This is a genomic window from Paenibacillus sp. FSL E2-0190 (assembly GCF_037992965.1).
Lineage (GTDB): Bacteria > Bacillota > Bacilli > Paenibacillales > Paenibacillaceae > Paenibacillus_AQ > Paenibacillus_AQ odorifer.
In genome coordinates this window covers 1,412,539-1,430,953 of the sequence record NZ_CP150306.1, presented here as the reverse complement: position 1 = coordinate 1,430,953, position 18,415 = coordinate 1,412,539, and the positions used below count along the sequence as shown (strand labels likewise).

Genomic DNA, 18,415 nt, shown 5'->3' with positions numbered 1-18,415 from the left:
TGACGTTTATGGGAGGCTCTACTATGCTCTATCACCAGCTAACCTACGTAATTGTTGCGCTGCTGATCTCCAGTGTTCTGTTGCTTACTGTGGATACTAAAATATATGCAGTCAATGCTATGCACCGGGAAAAAAAATATGCCCGCGTGTTAGGCTGGGTATATCTCGGTTTATTCCTGCTTCTTGGATTAGCCCAGCTGTTCTATCTATGAGCATTTACAAACCAAACCAGCAAGCCTGCCCTCTCCATAGTATTTCTTCACAGCCCATGGTATATTGAGGAGTACAATATTAAAGGACGGAGAATGCATCCATGAACTCAAGAAGAAATCCTAAAGAAACAGCCAAAAGAGGTACTCGTTCTCACAGCAAGCCTACTGGCAAGCTTAACCATAAAACTAAAACAACCGCAGCACCCAAGTCTTTTACTGTAAATGAACCTTCTGAACTGTTGCCCTTCTTACTCACCCACGTCACGGGTCGCGGACGAAATGCGATTAAATCCATCCTATCGCGTGGACAAGTGTCGGTGAATGATAAGGTAGTTACACAGCATAATTTCCAACTGCATCCGGGTCAAAACGTTACTATTGATCAAGAGAAGCCTGTACAAACAGCAGAGATGATCGGACTTAAAATCGTTCATGAGGATGAAGATCTGATCATTGTTCAAAAGGATGCTGGACTGCTATCTATCGCCACTGCGGAAGAAAATGAATTGACGGCTTACCGCCAGCTTATGGAGCATGTCCGTGTTAGCAATCCAAAAAATCGGATTTTTGTCGTACACCGTTTGGACAGAGATACTTCAGGCGTAATGATGTTTGCCAAAAGCGAACGGATTCAGCAGGCATTACAAACTACGTGGAAAGATACTGTGAAGGAACGTTCTTACGTAGCGCTCGTCGAAGGCGCGGTTAAAAGACCTGAAGGCAAGATAAGCTCTTGGCTCAAAGAAACCTCAACCCTTAAAATGTATTCCAGTCCTCATGAAGGCGATGGACTACATGCAATTACACATTATAAACTTATTCAGGCTAACCGCCATTTTTCCTTGCTAGAGGTTAAACTCGAAACCGGACGAAAAAATCAGATTCGGGTGCACATGGCAGATATCGGCCACCCTATCGCAGGTGACAAGAAGTATGGGGCAGAGACCAAAACGGTAGGGAGACTTGGCCTACATGCTCGAGTGCTCTCTTTTATTCATCCAACCACTGGAGAACTGATGACCTTTGAGAGCCCGATTCCGAAGACGTTCCTGAAATATACTGCGCCTGCGCCTACAAACTAAGAATTGAACGTATACCCACGACTGACGAGCCTTCCCGCTTATGGGAAGCTGTAACTTCTACACAAGATGCCCGGTCCATTTGGTCCTGGGCGTCTTTTTTTAACTTCCTATCACATCATGTTACAATATAAATAAACAAAGAAGGTGCCCTTATTGTTCCATCCTACTGTTTTCGATAATATTAAGATCGCCTTTGAGAACCAGATTTATGACTACGATAATTTAGACGGAATACTGGTGGTTACGGATCGCTCCGACCTTCTGAATATGGCGCTGATGTCCAGAGAGTTCAGTCTCTCCTTCCAATTAACTGCAGGCAGGAAAGTAACCGCCGAAATCCTGCTCACTTCGACCACGAAAGATCTCAGCGATGAAATCATGGAGGTTCCTAATACGGATCCCGGCTGTAATCTTTCACTTCGTTTTTATATGGAAGTCGAAGATATTCCTAACGAATGTCAGGCGATAGACAGTATTCTAAAAGCGATCTGGGGACCTGATTTCCAGCCTGTGCAATCTTTAAGCTTCATATATGGCCAGGAAAGTGAAACTTACAATAACTGCATCGAGCTGCAATTCAAAAGACAACTTACAGAAGAACAAATGGAGGACATTCCAAACCTGCTAAGCCACCTGCTGCAAAGTGCAGAAGAACTGGAATCCTTCACGGTATAATTCCTACTTTTTAACGTTCGAACTATGGGAAAAGAGGTGTGCATGAAATGAAATTCCTGCCTGCTGCCAAAAGTAAACGTTGGTTTCTCTGGATGATCGTTTATGCCATTCTGCTATGGCTTCTTTTCCCTCTGCACCGATTTGTGATGCTGGCCCAAGAAATGGATACCACACTCTTACTGCGCTTTGCTCTTTTTTCCGTAGTAGTGGCAGGCATCGTCAACACTTTAGGCTGGCTCGGAGCACGTCTGCTCTGGGTATTTAGTACGGCGGGAATAATCATAGGCGCGGCATTTATGCTGGGCTACACCTACAAAGAGATGTCCGGTTGGGAGGATCTCGCAGGCTTCCTCGCATTTTCCCTATTTTCATGTGCCGGATTTGCACTGGGTTTATTAGCGGAAGGTATTCGTCTGCTGTATACGCGAGCATCGAAGTCTTGAATGGAAGAGGTGAAACGCTGTTGTCCAATTCTTTTCTAACCAAAAATGCATTGTCCCATTCTTTAAAAGAACTAATGGAGCATACACCGCTCAATAAAATTACTGTTAAACAACTAGTGGACCATTGCGGACTAAACAGACAAACCTTTTATTATCATTTTCAGGATATATTTGATTTGCTAGGTTGGATCTATAAGACTGAGGCTGTCGAAAGCCTCGCCCAGTATCGCAGCTACAGCACTTGGACGGACGGTTTTTATAGAATCTTCTGCTATATTGAGCGGAATAAATCCTTTTGCTGTAACACGCTAAATTCACTAGGCAGAAATCACCTGGATGCATATCTGTACGAGGTGACAAACGATCTCATCATGGGGGTTATAAACGAGCTGTCCTCCGGGATGGAGGTTTGCGAAGAAGACAAGCATTTTATAGCCAATTTCTATACGCTCGCCTTCACAGGCCTAATCATTCAGTGGATGAGAGAAGGCATGAAGGAACAACCGCACCATATGATTGAGAAGCTAAGTGATCTAATTGAAGGAAATTTTCTGAAAGCTTTACACAAATATGAGAACCATCCGTTGTAACCTTTGGTTGCAGCGGTTTTTTTTGTCTAAAAACTAGACAGATCACCCATAATGACAAAAATCCAGACACTCTAAAGAGTTTGATTATACCTTCAAAATAGGAGTTGGTTTACATTAAGAGTGTGATTATTTAAACAACTACTTGGAGGCGACCATTGTGAAAAAAGAGTACGGTAATAGACAGGTTTATTTTGTCGGTGGCGGAATTGCATCCCTAGCGGGCGCTGCTTACCTGGTCAGAGACTGTGATTTTCCGGGACAAAACATTCACATTATTGAAGAGATGAAGATTCTTGGTGGTAGCAATGACGGCGCAGGTGACGCTGAACATGGTTACGTTGTCCGCGGCGGCCGTATGCTCAACGATGAAGCTTATGAAAATCTCTGGGAACTATTAACAACGATTCCTTCTGTCGACCGTCCGGGGTTGTCTGTGCGGGATGAAATTATTGCTTTTGATACCGCTAATCCAACACACTCAAACGCCAGACTAGTAAATAAAGACGGCAAAGTAGAAGATGTATTGTCCATGGGTTTTGATATGGCTGATCGTCTCGCTATGGGCAAGCTGATTATTACACCAGAAGATAAAATGGGGAAAGCGCGTATCAACGACTGGTTCGCCCCTCACTTTTTCACAACAAACTTCTGGTATATGTGGGCTACTACTTTTGCATTCCAACCTTGGCACAGCGCTGTAGAGTTTAAAAGATATATGCTCCGTTTCTTCCATGAATTCCCAAGAATTCAAACACTGGAAGGTGTAACCCGCACTCCTTATAACCAATATGATTCCATCATTCTGCCTTTGCACAAATATCTTGAACCATTTGGTGTCGATTTCACACTGAAATGTACAGTGACTGATCTGCAGTTCAAAAAAGGTGACGGAATTACCGTAACCCAAATGAATGTAGTGCGCGAAGGTGTCAAAGATGTGATTGATGTAAAAGAAGATGATCTCGTGATTATCACAAACGGTTCTATGACCGAAGGCTCCAGCCTTGGTTCTATGACTTCTGCTCCACGCCTTAACGGCAAGGGAAGCTCGTGGAAATTATGGGAAAACATCGCTTCCAAGAAACCAAGTCTTGGCAATCCTTCTTCGTTCGATGATCATGTAGACGGTTCGAAATGGGAGTCCTTTACTGTAACTTTCCATGACTCCAAATTCTTCGATCTGATGGAAAATTTCACACGTAACCGTGCCGGCACAGGCGCTTTGGTCACATTCAAGGATTCGAGCTGGTTTATGTCCGTTGTACTGGCCTACCAACCGCATTTCCGCAATCAACCTGAGCATGTTAAAGTGTTCTGGGGTTACGGACTGTATCCAGACAAAGTTGGGGATTTCGTGAAAAAGAGAATGTGTGATTGTACCGGCGAAGAAATCATGCAAGAATTGATCGGTCATCTTCACTTTGAAGAACATAAGGACGAGATCATGGCTACCGCCAACTGTATTCCTTGCATGATGCCTTATATCACTTCACAGTTCATGCCTAGACTCAATAGTGACAGACCAAAAGTTGTCCCTGAGGGTTCCACGAACCTGGCCTTTATTGGACAATTCTGTGAAATTCCAGATGACGTTGTATTCACTGAAGAATACTCCGTGAGAGCAGCGAGAATTGCGGTATATACTCTACTTGGTATCGAACGGCCTATCGAGCCAATCAACCAATATCAATACGATGTACGTACACTATTCTCAAGCTTTGTTACATCTTTCAGATAAAACAACAATCAGCGGCGAGCGCTTCCGGATATCGGGAGCGCTTGTTTTTGAGTGTGGGAAGCAACAAAAGAACAGTTTTATCGAAACAAAAAAGAGCTGAGGGCTCCCTCAGCTCTTTTGTTTTACTCGAATCCAAACTTTAAATATTGCAAGATCCATCTGCGCAGCCATCATCGGTGGATACTTCAGAATTCCCCTTACCAACCACTTGTAATGTTGGCCCTGCTTGTTCCTCCGCCCACACAGTATCCAATACCTCTTTAAATACAGGACCTGGTTGTGCACCAGATAAAGCATATTTATTGTTGAATACAAAGAAAGGTACACCGGTAATATTAAGACGGCTTCCTTCTTCAATATCGCCATTAACCTCATTCGCAAAAGCATCCGTTTCCAGCATTGCCGCAGCTTCCGCTTGATCCAGACCTACTTCAGCAGCGAGTGAAGCCAGTACACTGCGATCTCCAAGATTTAATGAATCCGTAAAGTAGGCACGCAGCAGACGTTCGGACATTTCTGCACCTTTTCCCTTTGTGCTTGCAAAATGACTCAGTCGGTGACTGTCAAAAGTGTTGGTATGCTTCACTGTATCAAAATTAAATTCCAAACCCACATCTTTAGCTTGCTCCGTTAGTTGTGCGTTCATTGCTTTTGCTTTTTCAACGGTCATCCCGTATTTGGTAGCCAACAGCTCATGAATACTCTTGTCTGTACTTACCTCTGCATGTGGATCCAATTGAAAGCTACGGAATACTACCTCCACTTGATCACGGTTCGGGAATTGGCTGAGCGCATTCTCCAAACGTCTTTTGCCAATATAACAAAAAGGACATGCATAATCGGACCAGATATCTATTCTCACGAAAAAACCTCCTAATATTATTGATAATTTATAGCTGTTATATAAGAGTAATAACTAAATATACGTCGCTTACTATTATATAGTTAAAAACTCAAAATTACAAACTTAACTTTTATTAAAATAACATTTATAGACGTGAATGTTAAAGCAAAAAGTAAACGAAAGTGGTATATACGCTCCCCTTCAGGGCAGATAGAATAAAGTTAACACCAGAAATTCCGAAGGGAGATCCCCATATGCATGATGTATCTATAGTGATACCTACCCGTAACCGTATAAACGACCTTACAGTGTGCATAGAGTCTATTAGCAAGCAGACACAGCTAGAGAATGTCTCCATCGAGCTCTGGATTGTGGATGACGGTGAGATTCCTGAAGAAAGATTAACCTATTATCGTAACATACTGAACAAATTGCCACAGGCTGAGTTTCGATATCATCGTAAGACTAATCCGGGACTCTGGCTTTCCCGTTATGAGTCACTTGGATTAGTAAATGCTGAAATTGTGCTTCATTTAGACGATGATGCAGAATTAGATGATTCCTTATATATTCGACGATTACTTGATACTTATGCAGCGGACGATTCAATTGTCGGTGTAGGCGGTGTGGCAAAAGGCATGCGCAGCAGCAAACCGGGCCGGCTGTTTGGCATGCTGACCGGACAAATGTCCGGATCCCCGGGCAGATTATCCCCAAGCATGTTTGCAGGCTCCCTATTCCTGTGGGGAGAGAAGGAGCAGGTTTTTGAGACAGATTTTTTTCACGGCTGCAATATGTCATTCCGGCGCTCAGCATTACAAGATATGAAACCCTATCCCTGGATGACAAGTTACTCCATTGCCGAAGATATTTACTTGTCCCATTTGGCTAGCCGTTATGGCAAGCTTGTCATTAACCCGGCTATGAAAATCATTCATCATGAGTCGCCGGGTTCTCGGGATAAGGCGGGCGTTGTTGCAAGAGCTACTGCCATCAATCATTATTATCTGCTCAACTTACGTAAAGCCCCCCCTATGAATTATGCCGCATTGATCTGGACGTTAACCTGTCTGACAGGCAAAGAAACTCTCAAACGAAATTTCAAAGCCGTTAGCGGTTATGCCAAGGGAATCCTTTTCGTAATGAATCCTCGTAAAAACAAATACCGTGAATACATGCTAGATTAGCTTAATAGTTACCTCTATATCCACAGCGTTGCTCCGAATCAGATTGCGGGGCTTTTTTTTCGTGCAGACGGAGTTGTACCTAAATATGCCATGAAATTAATTTCCATCAACTTCTGATCTAGGGTATGATAGTGATAATGTGTTTTAGAAACTAACTTTATGGATGGTGGAATATGTTCAAGAACAAAAAAACGACGTTGATCCTCGTTGTTATCCTCATCGTCGTCATAGCTGTCGGCGCTTGGCTAATTACTAAAAATAAGGATGACAAAGCGACGGAAACACCGGGTGGCGCAACAGCTTCAGGAAAAGGCGAAGCCAAGTCACTCTCACAGACCTTTTATATCTATGACACGGTCGTGAATATCAAAGTGTTCGGAGAAAATGTAGCCCAAAAAAATATGGATGATATCCAGCAAATGCTGGAGCGAATGGATATGGAGCTTAGCCGTACAAAAGAAGGCGGCGAGGTTTACGCAGTCAATCAAGCAGCAGGAAAAGAAGCGGTTGTCGTTTCGGAAGAGACCTTAGATGTTGTAAAACAATCGGTGCAATATGCAAAAGAAATGGACGGGCTATTCGATCCCACGATTGGTCCGCTGATCGACCTCTGGAACATCGGTAGTGGCGGGGATAAAGTCCCTGATCCAGCAGCTATCGATGCAGCCAAGAGCCTAACCAATTACAGGGACGTTGAAATTGACGAAGCTGCTAAGACCGTGAAGCTACTGAAGGAAAATATGGTACTGGATCTTGGAGGTATCGGCAAAGGGTATGCTGCTGACCGTATCGCTGATTATTTAAAAGAGCAAGGCCTTAACAGTGCAATGATCAACCTCGGCGGCAGCAGTATTATTGCGTTAGGTACGAAACCAAACGGAACGGATTGGAATATTGGTCTGCAAGACCCTGACCAAAGCCGCGGCACACAGCTAGGAACGATTAAAATCGCAGATGAGGTCATCGATGCTTCTGGTGTTTACGAACGTTATTTTATGCAAGACAATGTTCGTTACCACCATATTCTTGATCCACGCACAGGTTACCCTTCTCAGAACGGTCTCAAAAGCTTGACCATTATGAGCCCTAATGCAACAGATGCGGACGCTTTGTCCACTGGGGTATTCTTGATGGGGATCGAAGAAGGCATGAAATATCTGGAGTCGTTACCTGAAGATGTAGAAGCTTTCTTTATTACCGATGACAACAAAATCTACGCCACACCAGGCATTAAAGAAAGAATGAATCTGACTGACCCTACGTACAGCTTCGCTGATTAAATGAAATAGAGCTTGCCCCCATAAAGCCATTATTGGCTTTGGGAGGCAAGCTCTTTTGTTGTGGATAAAGGTTCTTTGGCGTGGCTGAGGGATATTCATCGCCCATTCATCGCCCAGCAGCCTGATAATTAGGGAATTCCTCCCTAAAATCATTAGATTTTTTCAAGGTAAACCTTCGATTAGGGAAAACCTCCCTGAAAATCACCCGAATATGGCTATAACCGTGCTTATTTAGGTTTTATTAGGGAGGAAATCCCCAATAACCTCAATTTCGCGCTCTAACCGGTTAATTTCAGGGAGTTTTTCCCTAATTAATTCCTGATCAAGATTTTTGCAGCACCAAAGGCAACTCGCTAAATTCCTTATAATTCGTGAAAATATAACTAGGCTTATGATCCGTAGCCGGCTGTCTGCCTCTCGGATTATACCAGCAGACCTTCCAGCCAGCCGCAAGCGCTCCTACTACATCATTAGCCCAGGTATCGCCAATATAAAGTGAATGGTCTGGTGAAGTACCAGACTTCTGATTTACATGCAAAAAGAGTTGCGGATCTGGTTTGGCCAGACCTACAGCGTCAGAAATAAAAATCATCTCCTCGGGGATCATCTGATCCAGACCTAATCCGCGAATCTTTTTCATTTGATGATCTTTGGGTCCATTCGTAATGATGCCTACTTTATGACCAGCAGTAATGAACCTTTCCAATTGCTCCCGGACTCCATCTATCATTTGAATGGTGTACTGACGGCCAATGTAAGCCGCTTGTACCGCCGTGGCTTGATCACGATCGAGCTGTAAACCATACTCTGCAAAAGCAAGCTCCAATCGGCGTACCCTTGTCTCCTCCAGCGGAATTTCTCCACGTAAATACATAGGCCATAATACATCACTATGATGTCTTACTTTATAAAATAATTCCGCAAAGTCCAGACTGCTCTCATCCGGTTTAAGTACTTGACGCACCGCTTCTTTAAATGGAACCAAATGATCATATAAGGTATCATCAAGGTCAAAAAAGATTGCCAGCTTATTACTTGTATCCACTTTAACGCCCCTTACTCGTCTTTCTCTCTAGCTTTAGAAAAAAAGGTTATAGGTATAAAAATCATCATCCCGAATGTAGCCATGCGCTTCATATAAACGCTGTGCCCCCACATTCGCCATCATTGTTGTCAGGGACAAGCCCTTCGTATTCGTAGCGAGCGCATGAGCTCTGGCACTTTCCAGCAGCTTGGAGCCGAGCCCATGACCTCGCAGTTCCGTAGTTACATATAGATCATTCAATATCCAGAGACGCTCCATAGAGACCGATGAAAAAGAGGGATAGAGCTGGGTGAAGCCCCACGCTCGTTTCTCCTCGCCTTCTCCCTCCACCGCAATAAAGATTACCGAATCGTTCAGCTTCAATCGGTCTGATAAAAAAGCACGTGCACCATCCAGATCAGAGACTGCCCCATAAAATACCCGATACTCATCAAACAATGGGATAAGCCGTTCCAAATCATCATAGATCACACGTTCAATACGATAGTTGTTCATCCTCAACGCTCACTTTCCGGCTTGGGCCGTTTTAACGTTATTGTATATTTCAGCCGTACCGTGCACCATGGAGCGAACGCCAGATCATTTGGACAATTATTCTTATTCTTTGGAATCGTAGAACACATGCCGGGCACTGACTTTACCCTCTTCGATATCCAAAATTCCGATGGAATACAGTTTCTCACGTCGTTTATCCGTTGGCGATCCTGGATTAAAGAGCAGAATCCCATTCTCTTCCCGCAATAAAGGCTGATGCGAATGACCGAATAAAATACAATCCACCTTATCGTTCGCAAAAGCAAGCAACGCATTCCCGTCCGTTCCTTTGCGGGAGTGTGGCGTATGACCATGGACCATTCCGATCCGGACTCCCTCAAGCGTTAGCAGCTTACGCTCCCCGAAACGCTCGATGATCTCTATTCCATCGTTATTCCCAGCAATCCCTTCCACTGGAGCCAATTCAGCCAACAAATCGTAGATTCCCATACTCACCCAATCTCCAAGATGTAGAATCAAGTCTACATTCCGGAATTCAGCAACAAGTGCTTTGGGCAGAGACTTAGCCATTCTTGTCATATGTGTATCTGATACCACGCCTACTTTCATATAACTCAGCTCCTAATCTATCATACTCATCTCATATTCAAATAATTGTACGATTTGCTTAAACGAGAAGCAAGTTCTGTGACTTCTCCCACACAGAAAAGCCGGGTACACCCCACTAACACAGGGCATATCCGGCTGCCATAAAGTAATTCCAAAGAAATCATTTATGCTTACTACCTTCTACAGTATTTAGCATCCCAACTCAGTTCTCTCTATCCTGCCAATTCCATAATCTTACTTCTTCAACATGAATATTACTGACCCATTTTTCTTCCTTTAACTTGAGCAGTTCTTTAACCGGACCGGTTACGACAGCTCCATACAGCCTAACTCCGTTCTTCTCCAGATAACTAATGGAGTCATCCAGATCAATAAACGGAATTACCTTGTTGGCGATCGATTTATGCTCCTGCATTAAGTGCAGTGTCTTAAGGAAGTTCGCATTACGAAGTTCACCATCCCCATATGAGTCAACAGATGGAGAAACACTCGTGCGGCTAGTCACCCCTCCAAACCAACCCCACTTTTTCTTTGACTCTTGTGTCACCTTCATATCATCGGCATGCCAGATGGGCGTACTTGGAAATCCTAAGGGATCATTTATTACTGGCTCTTGTGTCCTTGGACCTGTATCTGCTGCGAACCATAAAAGCTCAAGATTTTTATGCTGAAACTTCTTCAATAGCTCATCTGTCGTAAAAAATTGTTCAAAAGACAAATAGGCTTCTCCTACCGTACCTTCAGGGAGCTTTTCTAGTTTTTCCCACTCACTGCTGTCATCCATCCTATTTTCTGCAGACTGGTTCTCAGTGGGATAGATAAAGTAATTACCTGTCCCACTGCGTTCATATGTCCATGAATAACTATATATTCTGGGCCAGCCTAATAGAAACTTCATCGAATAATCTCCAACATTAATCCGCGCATCACCAATTTGTTTTATTATTTCACCCTGCAGATTCATACTAAAAAACGGTCCGGAATCGCTACTCAAATGGACGATTGTATTCGGCTGTGAAACAGCAATTGCGGAAGAAACGACATCACGGTAAGTCTCTCCTCTTTCTCCAGTGCCATAAAATACCGCTGTGATGATACTGCTGACGATCAAAAAAATCAAAAATGCAGAAATCACCGTCAAAGTATTTGATATGCGTGCTTTCCACTTGCCCCGGCGGATGATCTTTTTTTCTTTACCGGGTCTGTTTCTTTTACCCTTTCCGAATTTTATGCTCTTCTCCTCATCTGAAGCCGGCTTTTCTTCACTCATGAGTTCATCCAGATAAGCCTGGTAAGCTTCCATCTTCTCTAGCTCACGTTCAACCTCATCCCTATCCTTATCAGCAAGAGTGCCTTCACCATACCTTCTTAACTTCTCCTTAAACTCTTCACTCATGTTCATTTCTCCTCCGCTCTGCCTCACGCAGCTTCTGTCTGGCCCGAAAGATCAATATCTTATATTGGGACAAGCCCACATCCATAATGTCCGATGCTTCCCGATAACTCAGCCCATGAAAATCATGCAGCAGCAGTGCATTTCTCTGATTGTCCGGTAGCTCACCTACTGCTATCCTCATCTCTTCCCAACGTTCCTGATGAAGCAGTGTGCTTTCTGTGGTATCTGGATGAGCAAGCTTTTTGAAATAATCCTCACTCTGAACTGTACTGCGGCCTTCCTTTCGCTTGTAATCTACGAAGGCGTTATAAGCGACACGGAACAACCATGGCTTAATCTTCTCTTCTTTACAATCCTCCAAATGTAGATAAGCGCGATAAAAGGTTTCTTGCATCAAATCTTCAGCCGCATAATGATCACCACAAAGGGAGCGCAAATAGCGGTAAATATCCATCACATACATCTGATATATTTCATCCAATGACTTTCGCTTCATGCACTCCCCCCTTAACCTAACCACGTATCCCAGCCTGAAAAGTTACAGATAAATTTAGCAACTAGTATGAATATACCAGTAATTCCATGGAAAAAAGCGAAAAAAAGCCTGCTGGCAAGGAGTATTACTCCTGCCAACAGGCTTTTTAATTCACCAAGCTACTCTGCTTACAGAACAACTTCAACTTCTTTGAGCATTTCGCTAACGGATATTAAACCGCCACCGGACAAATACCAGTAGTTAGGATCCAAGTAAATGATTTTACCGTTTTTAAAGGCATTTGTGTTCTTCACTAGATCGTTTTCAACTGCTTTTTTAGCTGAGCCGGCTTCGCCGCCATCACTCTTCACAGCCGCATCTCTGTCCACTACAAACAGATAATCCGGATTCTTATCCGCTACATATTCGTAGGATACGCTTTGTCCGTGAGTGGATACTTCAATTTTATCATCAGCCTGTGCAAATCCGAACACATCATGGATAATCCCAAAACGGGAACCTGCACCGTAAGCACTGATTTTTCCTTCATTCGCAAGAATAACAAGTGCTTTTTTGCCATCAGCTGTTGCCTTCGTATTCAAAGCTTTGATGGAATCATTGATAGTCGCAAGCTCAGTTTCTACTTCTGCTTCTTTTCCAAAAATTTGACCCAGCATTTTCACGTTATTCGTAAAAGATTCCATGTAGTTTGCATTATCTACAGCCACATACAGAGTAGGTGCAATTTTGCTGAATTCTTCGTAAGAATCCTGTTGTCTGCCGGAAATGATGATCAGGTCCGGAGAAAGACTGTTTATTTTTTCGAAGTCAGGCTCTTTCAAACCCCCAACATTCTCATATTTAGCATCGTTATATTTAGAGAGATAAGCCGGTACATTACTTTGAGGCACTCCAGTCACCTCTACACCCAGTTTATCCAGCGTATCCAGTGTACCGAAGTCAAAAACAACCACTTTTTGCGGATTGCTTTTGATAGTTGTTTCGCCAAGCGCATGCTTGAAAGTAAGCTCTGTCGGTGCTGTAGTAGCTTCCGTTGTTGGTGCAGTAGTAGCTTCCGAATTGCCTGCCGCTGCTGTGTTGTTATTTGAAGTTGCTGCATTATTGGAGCCACAAGCCGCCAAGATTACCGCAAGAAATACTGTCATAATCAGTAAAGATAAGTTCTTCTTCAATGTATTCACCCCTAATTTTTATAGTGAAGCTATTTGAATTATTCGCGTATGCGTTAAGAAGCTGGCGCCTTTCACTTCTTACGTTACGTCATAATAATATCCACATAGTAATAGTTACCTTTTTAGAAATAGACACCGATTTTTCGGCCTCCTATAGTTTCAATAGGAATGTCCATGTCATATACCTCTTTAAGAACTGCAGAATCTATAATTTCATCCGCTGTACCCGAGGAAGCTACTCTTCCATTTTTAAGCGCAACAATGTAGTCAGAGTAACAAGAAGCAAAGTTAATATCGTGGATAACGAGCACAATCGTCTTCCCCTTCTCGTCCACCAAGCGGCGAAGCACCTTCATAATTTGGACGGAATGCTTCATATCAAGGTTGTTGAGCGGTTCATCGAGCAGAATGTACTCTGTATCCTGAGCCATAACCATGGCAATATATGCCCGCTGGCGTTGTCCTCCACTGAGCTGATCAATATATTTATCCTGCATCTCTTGGAGATCCATGTAAGCAATCGCTTCGTCAACGAACGCCCGATCCTCCGGACTCAGCTTCCCCTGTGAATACGGGAATCTCCCAAAAGAAACGAGCTCCTTCACAGTGAGGCGTACGCTAATATGATTGGACTGCTTTAACACCGATATTTTACGAGCAAGCTCATTACTTTTGCAGGTACCGATTTCCTTACCTTCGATCAGCACCTCTCCTGCGTCTTTGGAGATAAGTCTGCTGATCATGGAGAGCAGTGTACTTTTACCCGCACCATTTGGTCCGATAAACGAGGTGATTGCGCCCTTTTTAATGGACAAGGACACATCATCAACGACGGTTACTCCGCCATAACGTTTGGTTAAATTTCTAACTTCTACCACGACTTATTCTCCTTTAACAGCAGATAGACGAAGTAGACGCCGCCTGCAAAATTGATAATCACACTAACCGTAGTATTGAATCCAAAAACACGTTCGACCAGGAACTGCCCGCCGACAAGCGCAACAATGCTCAGCAGAATCGTTCCAGGAATCAGATAGGCATGCTTATAGGTACGGAACAGCTGGTGTCCCACATTAGCTACCAACAAACCTAAGAAAGTGATTGGCCCCACTAGAGCCGTCGAGATCGAAACGTAGATAGATACAATAACTAGCAGCCTTTTGACCACATAGTCATAATTGATCCCCAGATTAATGGCTTCATCTTTTCCAAGCGAAATAACATCCAAATACTTAACAAATCGCAAGAAATACAACGTAGTTAGCGTCAGAACAATGGTGGAAAGAATCAATAGGTCACTGCTGACATTGTTGAAGCTAGCGAACATTTTCCCCTGTAGAATCAGGAATTCGTTCGGATCAATAAGCACTTCCATAAAAGAAGACGCGCTCTGGAACATCGTCCCCATGATCAGCCCTACCAGCAGCAGGAAATAAATATTTTGTCCTTCCCTACGGAACATTAGCTTATACAATACGCCTGAAAACAGGACCATGAGACACGCAGAGAACAAGAAGTTGATGTTTTTATTCATAAAGGTCATATTCGATGAACCTAAGGCATATACACCGAACGTCTGGATTAACATGTACAGGGAATCGAGCCCGAGAATACTTGGTGTCAAAATACGATTGTTCGTGATGCTCTGAAAAACTACGGTAGAGACAGCTATCACAGCTCCGGTAATCAGAATGGCCGCCAGCTTTCTTCCCCGGCTGGGCAGAACGTAGTCCCAATTTCCCAAAGCATGATACGTCATAAACAAGACGATGAGGGCGACAGCACTTATAGATAATATAGTTAGTTTTGTCTTCATCTCTAGTTCGCCTTTCTTCTCATCAGCAAGTAGATAAACAGACCACTACCGATGACGCCTACCGTGAGACTGATTGATATTTCATATGGATAGATAATGAGCCTGCCCAGAATATCGCAGAACAGGAGGAACACCGCTCCGAGAATGGCTGTATGCGCCAGACTTTTTTTGAGGTTATCTCCTATGTACAACGTTACAATGTTAGGTACTACCAGACCCAGAAATGGAATCGTACCTACGGTTAAAATGACAACAGAAGAGATTAACGCTACAATTACCAATCCCACGTTGACAACCGCTTTGTAATTCATGCCAAGATTAACGGAGAAATCCTCGCCCATACCGGCTACCGTAAATTTATTAGCGAAGAGATACGCCAGGATGACAAGTGGAATGCTGATATAAATCAATTCGTATTGGCCTTTGATAATCGTTGAGAAATCTCCAAGCATCCAAGACGAGATATTCTGAATCAAATCATTTTTATACGCAAAAAAAGTGGTAATCGAGCCTACAATGTTGCCGAACATGAGTCCGACCAGCGGGATAAAAATACTATCCTTGAACTTGATCCGATCCAAGATTCTCATAAAAATAAAGGTGCCCAATAGTGCAAAAACAAAAGCAACCAGCAATTTCTGCATTGGCGTTGCGCCTGTGAATAACATGAGGGATACGAGAATACCAAATTTCGCGGAATCCATCGTCCCTGCCGTAGTCGGGGAGACGAATTTATTGCGTGACAGCTGTTGCATAATTAATCCGGCAATACTCATGCTGACTCCAGCGATAATCAATGCGGCTAACCGGGGAATCCGGCTTACCAGCAAGGTCTGTGCTTGAGATTCCGTAAGATGAAAGAGATCTAATGGGGATATATCTTTAACGCCTATAAACAAAGATATAAATGAAAATACTATTAGAAGTAGGGACAAATATTTTAGTTTCATGAGTTGTTCCTTATCTGTTTAATAGTTTACACATGCGATTTTATGATAATGATTTTCATTCGCAATGTTTTAAATTATACCTAAGCCCACTTTGAGGGTCAACCCTTTCATATACTTAAATTTAAAATAATTAAGACTTAGGCTTATCTGCTTAAGTTACCTAAAAAAAGACACCCTAACGGGTGCCTCTTTAATCTTTGCCATATTTTTAGCGCTAAGCTATAGGATTTATTTATATTTCTTCCAATCCTGATTACTGTTCTCCAGCAGATGTGCAAAATCATTATCCAACCGCTTCTGCTCAGCCTTGCGCTGATCTTCCACTGCCTTACGGGCAGCTTCTTTACGGTCATTTTCCTCCGCTTTCAACGCATCAGATTGCGCCTTCAGCTTTCCTAGAACATCACTGCTTAGCAGATCTTTTAACGTAGCAGGGCCATCATTCGTAGCGGCTCTTGGTGTGGTAGGCATTTTCTTTTTTTTAGCCACTGTCCATCATCCTTTCTAGTACTGAATTAAATTGGAATTTGTTTAAGTTATTGGTCTTTTCGTTTATAATGTTTACTAAGAGGTGAGCCCTATGAAGTCCAATGATTTATGTCCCCGGCTACAAAAAAGTATGGATATTATCGGCAGGCGTTGGACTGGTTTAATTATCTACCAGCTCCTTCAAGGACCCCAACGTTTCAATGTAATTGAAGCGGCATTGCCCATCAGTGGAAGACTGCTCTCCGAACGGCTCAAAGAGCTGGAACAGGAAGGGATCGTTCTTCGAGAAGTGTTCCCAGAGACCCCCGTGCGGATCCAATATTCTTTGACGGATAAAGGTCTTGCCCTGGAATCAGTCATCCGAGACTTACAGAGTTGGTCCAAAGAATGGGTCGATTGTGACACCGATAATCTAAATTCAACTCTCAAAATGTAAGCGTTTTATATGAGGCGTTAGATTTTAAGGCCGACAATGACTAAATCACGCTCTATACCGTCAAGTTCAGCCACACCAGGCAGCATTCCCCACTCTTCAAAACCAAACTTTTTCAACAAACCAAGGCTTGGATCATTATGTCCAAATACAAAGCCGACTAGATTCTTAATTCCGAGACTAGGGGCTTTCTCAATGGCCTCTGTCAGAAGAATTCTGCCCGCACCACCACCACGGAACTTTTCATTCACGTATACACTGATTTCTGCTGTTGCATTATACGCTGGACGACCATAGAAGGATTGAAAACTGAACCATGCAGCAATTTCATCTCCTTGCTTCAGTACCCATAAGGGACGGTGATGGCTATTATGCTCAAGAAACCATTTCTCCCGGTCTGCAACAGTAATGGGTTCCAGATCTGCAGTTACCATCCTCCCAGCAATCGTTGAGTTATAAATATCTACAATAGCTGCTAAGTCTGCAGATGTTGCATCTTCAATTCTGCTGTTCTCCCAATTCATCCCTTAATTCCTCCAAATGTATTAATTAACTCAGGCCGACCTGCTCCTGGCTCCATTGCCACAGCCGTTCGGCTTCTATTGTATTCTGCGCTCTGGGAGACAGTTGTTTAATCTTTCTTCGATAATAATATTGACCGGTTACCTCTCCAAGATCGGGATCTGTAGCCAAATAAATCGCTGTATCGGCACCTTGTTCAGGTGTTAAGAAAAAGTATGAGAGTAACTTAAGTACCGACTTGCCGAAACCAGTCTCCCGGTTTACACCTATATTCGTCCCCACTGCTCCTGGATGCAGGCAATTCACCGTCACCCTTGTTCCGTGAAGACGCGAAGCCAGCTCCCGCGTGAAGAGAATATTGGCTAGCTTGGATCGGGCATAGGCTTTTGCAGGATTAAAACGGCGAGCGAGGGTTGGATCTTCATAATGGAGCGCACCTATCTTGTAAGCACCAGAGGCAACCACAATGATACGGCCTTGCTCTGCTGCCTGCAACGACTCAAGTAACAGATTGGTAAGTAGAAAATGCCCCAAATGATTTACGCCAAGATCCATCTCAAAGCCGTCCTTCGTAAGCTGACGCTTAATCGTGACTACCCCGGCGTTATTGATAAGTATGTCTAGCATCGGATATTTCATAGTGAATTCCTCAGCAAAGCTGCGAATGCTCTCAAGTGAAGCCAGATCACACAACATGAGCTCGATATCCTCGGAGTGGCTCTTTTGTTTGGCGGCAGCAAGTGCTTCTTCTCCCCGCTGGCGATTACGGCAAACCATAATAACTTTAGCTCCCTTGCGAGCCAGTTCAACTGTTGTGGCCAGCCCCATACCGGAATTCGCTCCGGTAACAAGTGCGATTGTTCCTCTCATTGCAAGAATCACTCCTCTCTCAACAACCGTACCCGAATAAGCTTCAGCCTAACCTTAGGAGAAGTATATTT

Annotated in this window: 22 protein-coding genes; 9 read left to right on the top strand and 13 right to left on the bottom strand. The window is 43.5% G+C overall.

Going from position 1 to position 18,415, the window contains the following annotated elements; genetic code table 11:
* Positions 1-23: 23 nt before the first annotated feature.
* From NST25_RS06235 to NST25_RS06210, 6 genes are all read left to right on the top strand, one after another.
* Entirely contained in the window at positions 24-212 is a 189-nt protein-coding gene (locus tag NST25_RS06235; RefSeq protein WP_076185706.1) for a CLC_0170 family protein, read from the top strand.
* A 101-nt stretch (positions 213-313) separates the two neighbouring features.
* On the top strand, positions 314-1,294 hold the full coding sequence (locus NST25_RS06230; protein ID WP_076128083.1) for an RluA family pseudouridine synthase: 981 nt from the start codon (positions 314-316) through the stop codon (positions 1,292-1,294).
* Positions 1,295-1,447: 153 nt separating this feature from the next.
* The gene (locus NST25_RS06225; protein ID WP_076128085.1) at positions 1,448-1,969 is read left to right on the top strand and encodes a hypothetical protein; all 522 of its coding nucleotides are present in this window, start codon (positions 1,448-1,450) and stop codon (positions 1,967-1,969) included.
* A gap of 47 nt (positions 1,970-2,016) precedes the next feature.
* The gene (locus NST25_RS06220; RefSeq protein WP_076308059.1) at positions 2,017-2,412 is read left to right on the top strand and encodes a hypothetical protein; all 396 of its coding nucleotides are present in this window, start codon (positions 2,017-2,019) and stop codon (positions 2,410-2,412) included.
* Between the two features lie 20 nt (positions 2,413-2,432).
* Positions 2,433-3,002 (top strand): TetR/AcrR family transcriptional regulator, encoded by a 570-nt coding sequence (locus NST25_RS06215; protein WP_036681438.1) that lies wholly within the window; start codon positions 2,433-2,435, stop codon positions 3,000-3,002.
* A 157-nt stretch (positions 3,003-3,159) separates the two neighbouring features.
* Positions 3,160-4,740 carry an oleate hydratase gene (locus NST25_RS06210; RefSeq protein WP_076128088.1) on the top strand — a complete coding sequence of 527 codons (1,581 nt, stop codon included), beginning with the start codon at positions 3,160-3,162 and terminating at the stop codon, positions 4,738-4,740.
* Positions 4,741-4,879: 139 nt separating this feature from the next.
* Here the strand turns inward: NST25_RS06210 and NST25_RS06205 are convergent, their stop codons facing one another.
* Positions 4,880-5,602 carry a DsbA family oxidoreductase gene (locus NST25_RS06205; RefSeq protein WP_076308060.1) on the bottom strand — a complete coding sequence of 241 codons (723 nt, stop codon included), beginning with the start codon at positions 5,600-5,602 and terminating at the stop codon, positions 4,880-4,882.
* Positions 5,603-5,838: 236 nt separating this feature from the next.
* Here NST25_RS06205 and NST25_RS06200 point away from each other — a divergent pair, with 236 nt between their 5' ends.
* Entirely contained in the window at positions 5,839-6,771 is a 933-nt protein-coding gene (locus NST25_RS06200) for a glycosyltransferase family 2 protein (RefSeq protein WP_036681860.1), read from the top strand.
* A 173-nt stretch (positions 6,772-6,944) separates the two neighbouring features.
* Positions 6,945-8,051, top strand: coding sequence for an FAD:protein FMN transferase (locus NST25_RS06195; protein WP_076128094.1), 1,107 nt, complete (start codon positions 6,945-6,947; stop codon positions 8,049-8,051).
* Positions 8,052-8,373: 322 nt separating this feature from the next.
* On the opposite strand, the gene NST25_RS06190 is transcribed toward NST25_RS06195, so the two are convergent.
* From NST25_RS06190 to NST25_RS06145, 10 genes are all read right to left on the bottom strand, one after another.
* Positions 8,374-9,096: an HAD family hydrolase gene (locus NST25_RS06190; protein ID WP_036681855.1), complete on the bottom strand. Its 723-nt coding sequence runs from the start codon at positions 9,094-9,096 to the stop codon at positions 8,374-8,376.
* A gap of 33 nt (positions 9,097-9,129) precedes the next feature.
* Positions 9,130-9,591 (bottom strand): GNAT family N-acetyltransferase, encoded by a 462-nt coding sequence (locus tag NST25_RS06185; protein ID WP_036681853.1) that lies wholly within the window; start codon positions 9,589-9,591, stop codon positions 9,130-9,132.
* A 102-nt stretch (positions 9,592-9,693) separates the two neighbouring features.
* A complete protein-coding gene (locus NST25_RS06180; RefSeq protein WP_076128097.1) occupies positions 9,694-10,200 on the bottom strand; it encodes a metallophosphoesterase in 507 nt (168 codons plus the stop codon).
* 202 nt (positions 10,201-10,402) lie between these two features.
* Complete coding sequence (locus tag NST25_RS06175) at positions 10,403-11,596, bottom strand: anti-sigma factor (protein WP_076308061.1); 1,194 nt, start codon at positions 11,594-11,596, stop codon at positions 10,403-10,405.
* Complete coding sequence (locus NST25_RS06170; protein ID WP_036681849.1) at positions 11,589-12,092, bottom strand: sigma-70 family RNA polymerase sigma factor; 504 nt, start codon at positions 12,090-12,092, stop codon at positions 11,589-11,591. The genes NST25_RS06175 and NST25_RS06170 overlap by 8 nt, the downstream gene beginning before the upstream one ends.
* A gap of 167 nt (positions 12,093-12,259) precedes the next feature.
* Entirely contained in the window at positions 12,260-13,264 is a 1,005-nt protein-coding gene (locus NST25_RS06165; protein WP_282579687.1) for a siderophore ABC transporter substrate-binding protein, read from the bottom strand.
* Between the two features lie 122 nt (positions 13,265-13,386).
* On the bottom strand, positions 13,387-14,142 hold the full coding sequence (locus tag NST25_RS06160; protein WP_340393485.1) for an ABC transporter ATP-binding protein: 756 nt from the start codon (positions 14,140-14,142) through the stop codon (positions 13,387-13,389).
* The gene (locus tag NST25_RS06155; RefSeq protein WP_036681842.1) at positions 14,136-15,080 is read right to left on the bottom strand and encodes an iron chelate uptake ABC transporter family permease subunit; all 945 of its coding nucleotides are present in this window, start codon (positions 15,078-15,080) and stop codon (positions 14,136-14,138) included. The genes NST25_RS06160 and NST25_RS06155 overlap by 7 nt, the downstream gene beginning before the upstream one ends.
* Before the next feature lie 2 nt (positions 15,081-15,082).
* Positions 15,083-16,030 (bottom strand): ABC transporter permease, encoded by a 948-nt coding sequence (locus tag NST25_RS06150; RefSeq protein ID WP_036681839.1) that lies wholly within the window; start codon positions 16,028-16,030, stop codon positions 15,083-15,085.
* Positions 16,031-16,258: 228 nt separating this feature from the next.
* Positions 16,259-16,519: a YqkE family protein gene (locus tag NST25_RS06145; protein WP_036681837.1), complete on the bottom strand. Its 261-nt coding sequence runs from the start codon at positions 16,517-16,519 to the stop codon at positions 16,259-16,261.
* Positions 16,520-16,610: 91 nt separating this feature from the next.
* Here NST25_RS06145 and NST25_RS06140 point away from each other — a divergent pair, with 91 nt between their 5' ends.
* On the top strand, positions 16,611-16,955 hold the full coding sequence (locus NST25_RS06140) for a helix-turn-helix domain-containing protein (RefSeq protein WP_076128100.1): 345 nt from the start codon (positions 16,611-16,613) through the stop codon (positions 16,953-16,955).
* A gap of 17 nt (positions 16,956-16,972) precedes the next feature.
* Here the strand turns inward: NST25_RS06140 and NST25_RS06135 are convergent, their stop codons facing one another.
* Positions 16,973-17,476 carry a GNAT family N-acetyltransferase gene (locus NST25_RS06135; protein ID WP_076185721.1) on the bottom strand — a complete coding sequence of 168 codons (504 nt, stop codon included), beginning with the start codon at positions 17,474-17,476 and terminating at the stop codon, positions 16,973-16,975.
* Between the two features lie 25 nt (positions 17,477-17,501).
* The gene (locus NST25_RS06130; protein ID WP_076142168.1) at positions 17,502-18,344 is read right to left on the bottom strand and encodes an SDR family oxidoreductase; all 843 of its coding nucleotides are present in this window, start codon (positions 18,342-18,344) and stop codon (positions 17,502-17,504) included.
* Positions 18,345-18,415: the final 71 nt, after the last annotated feature.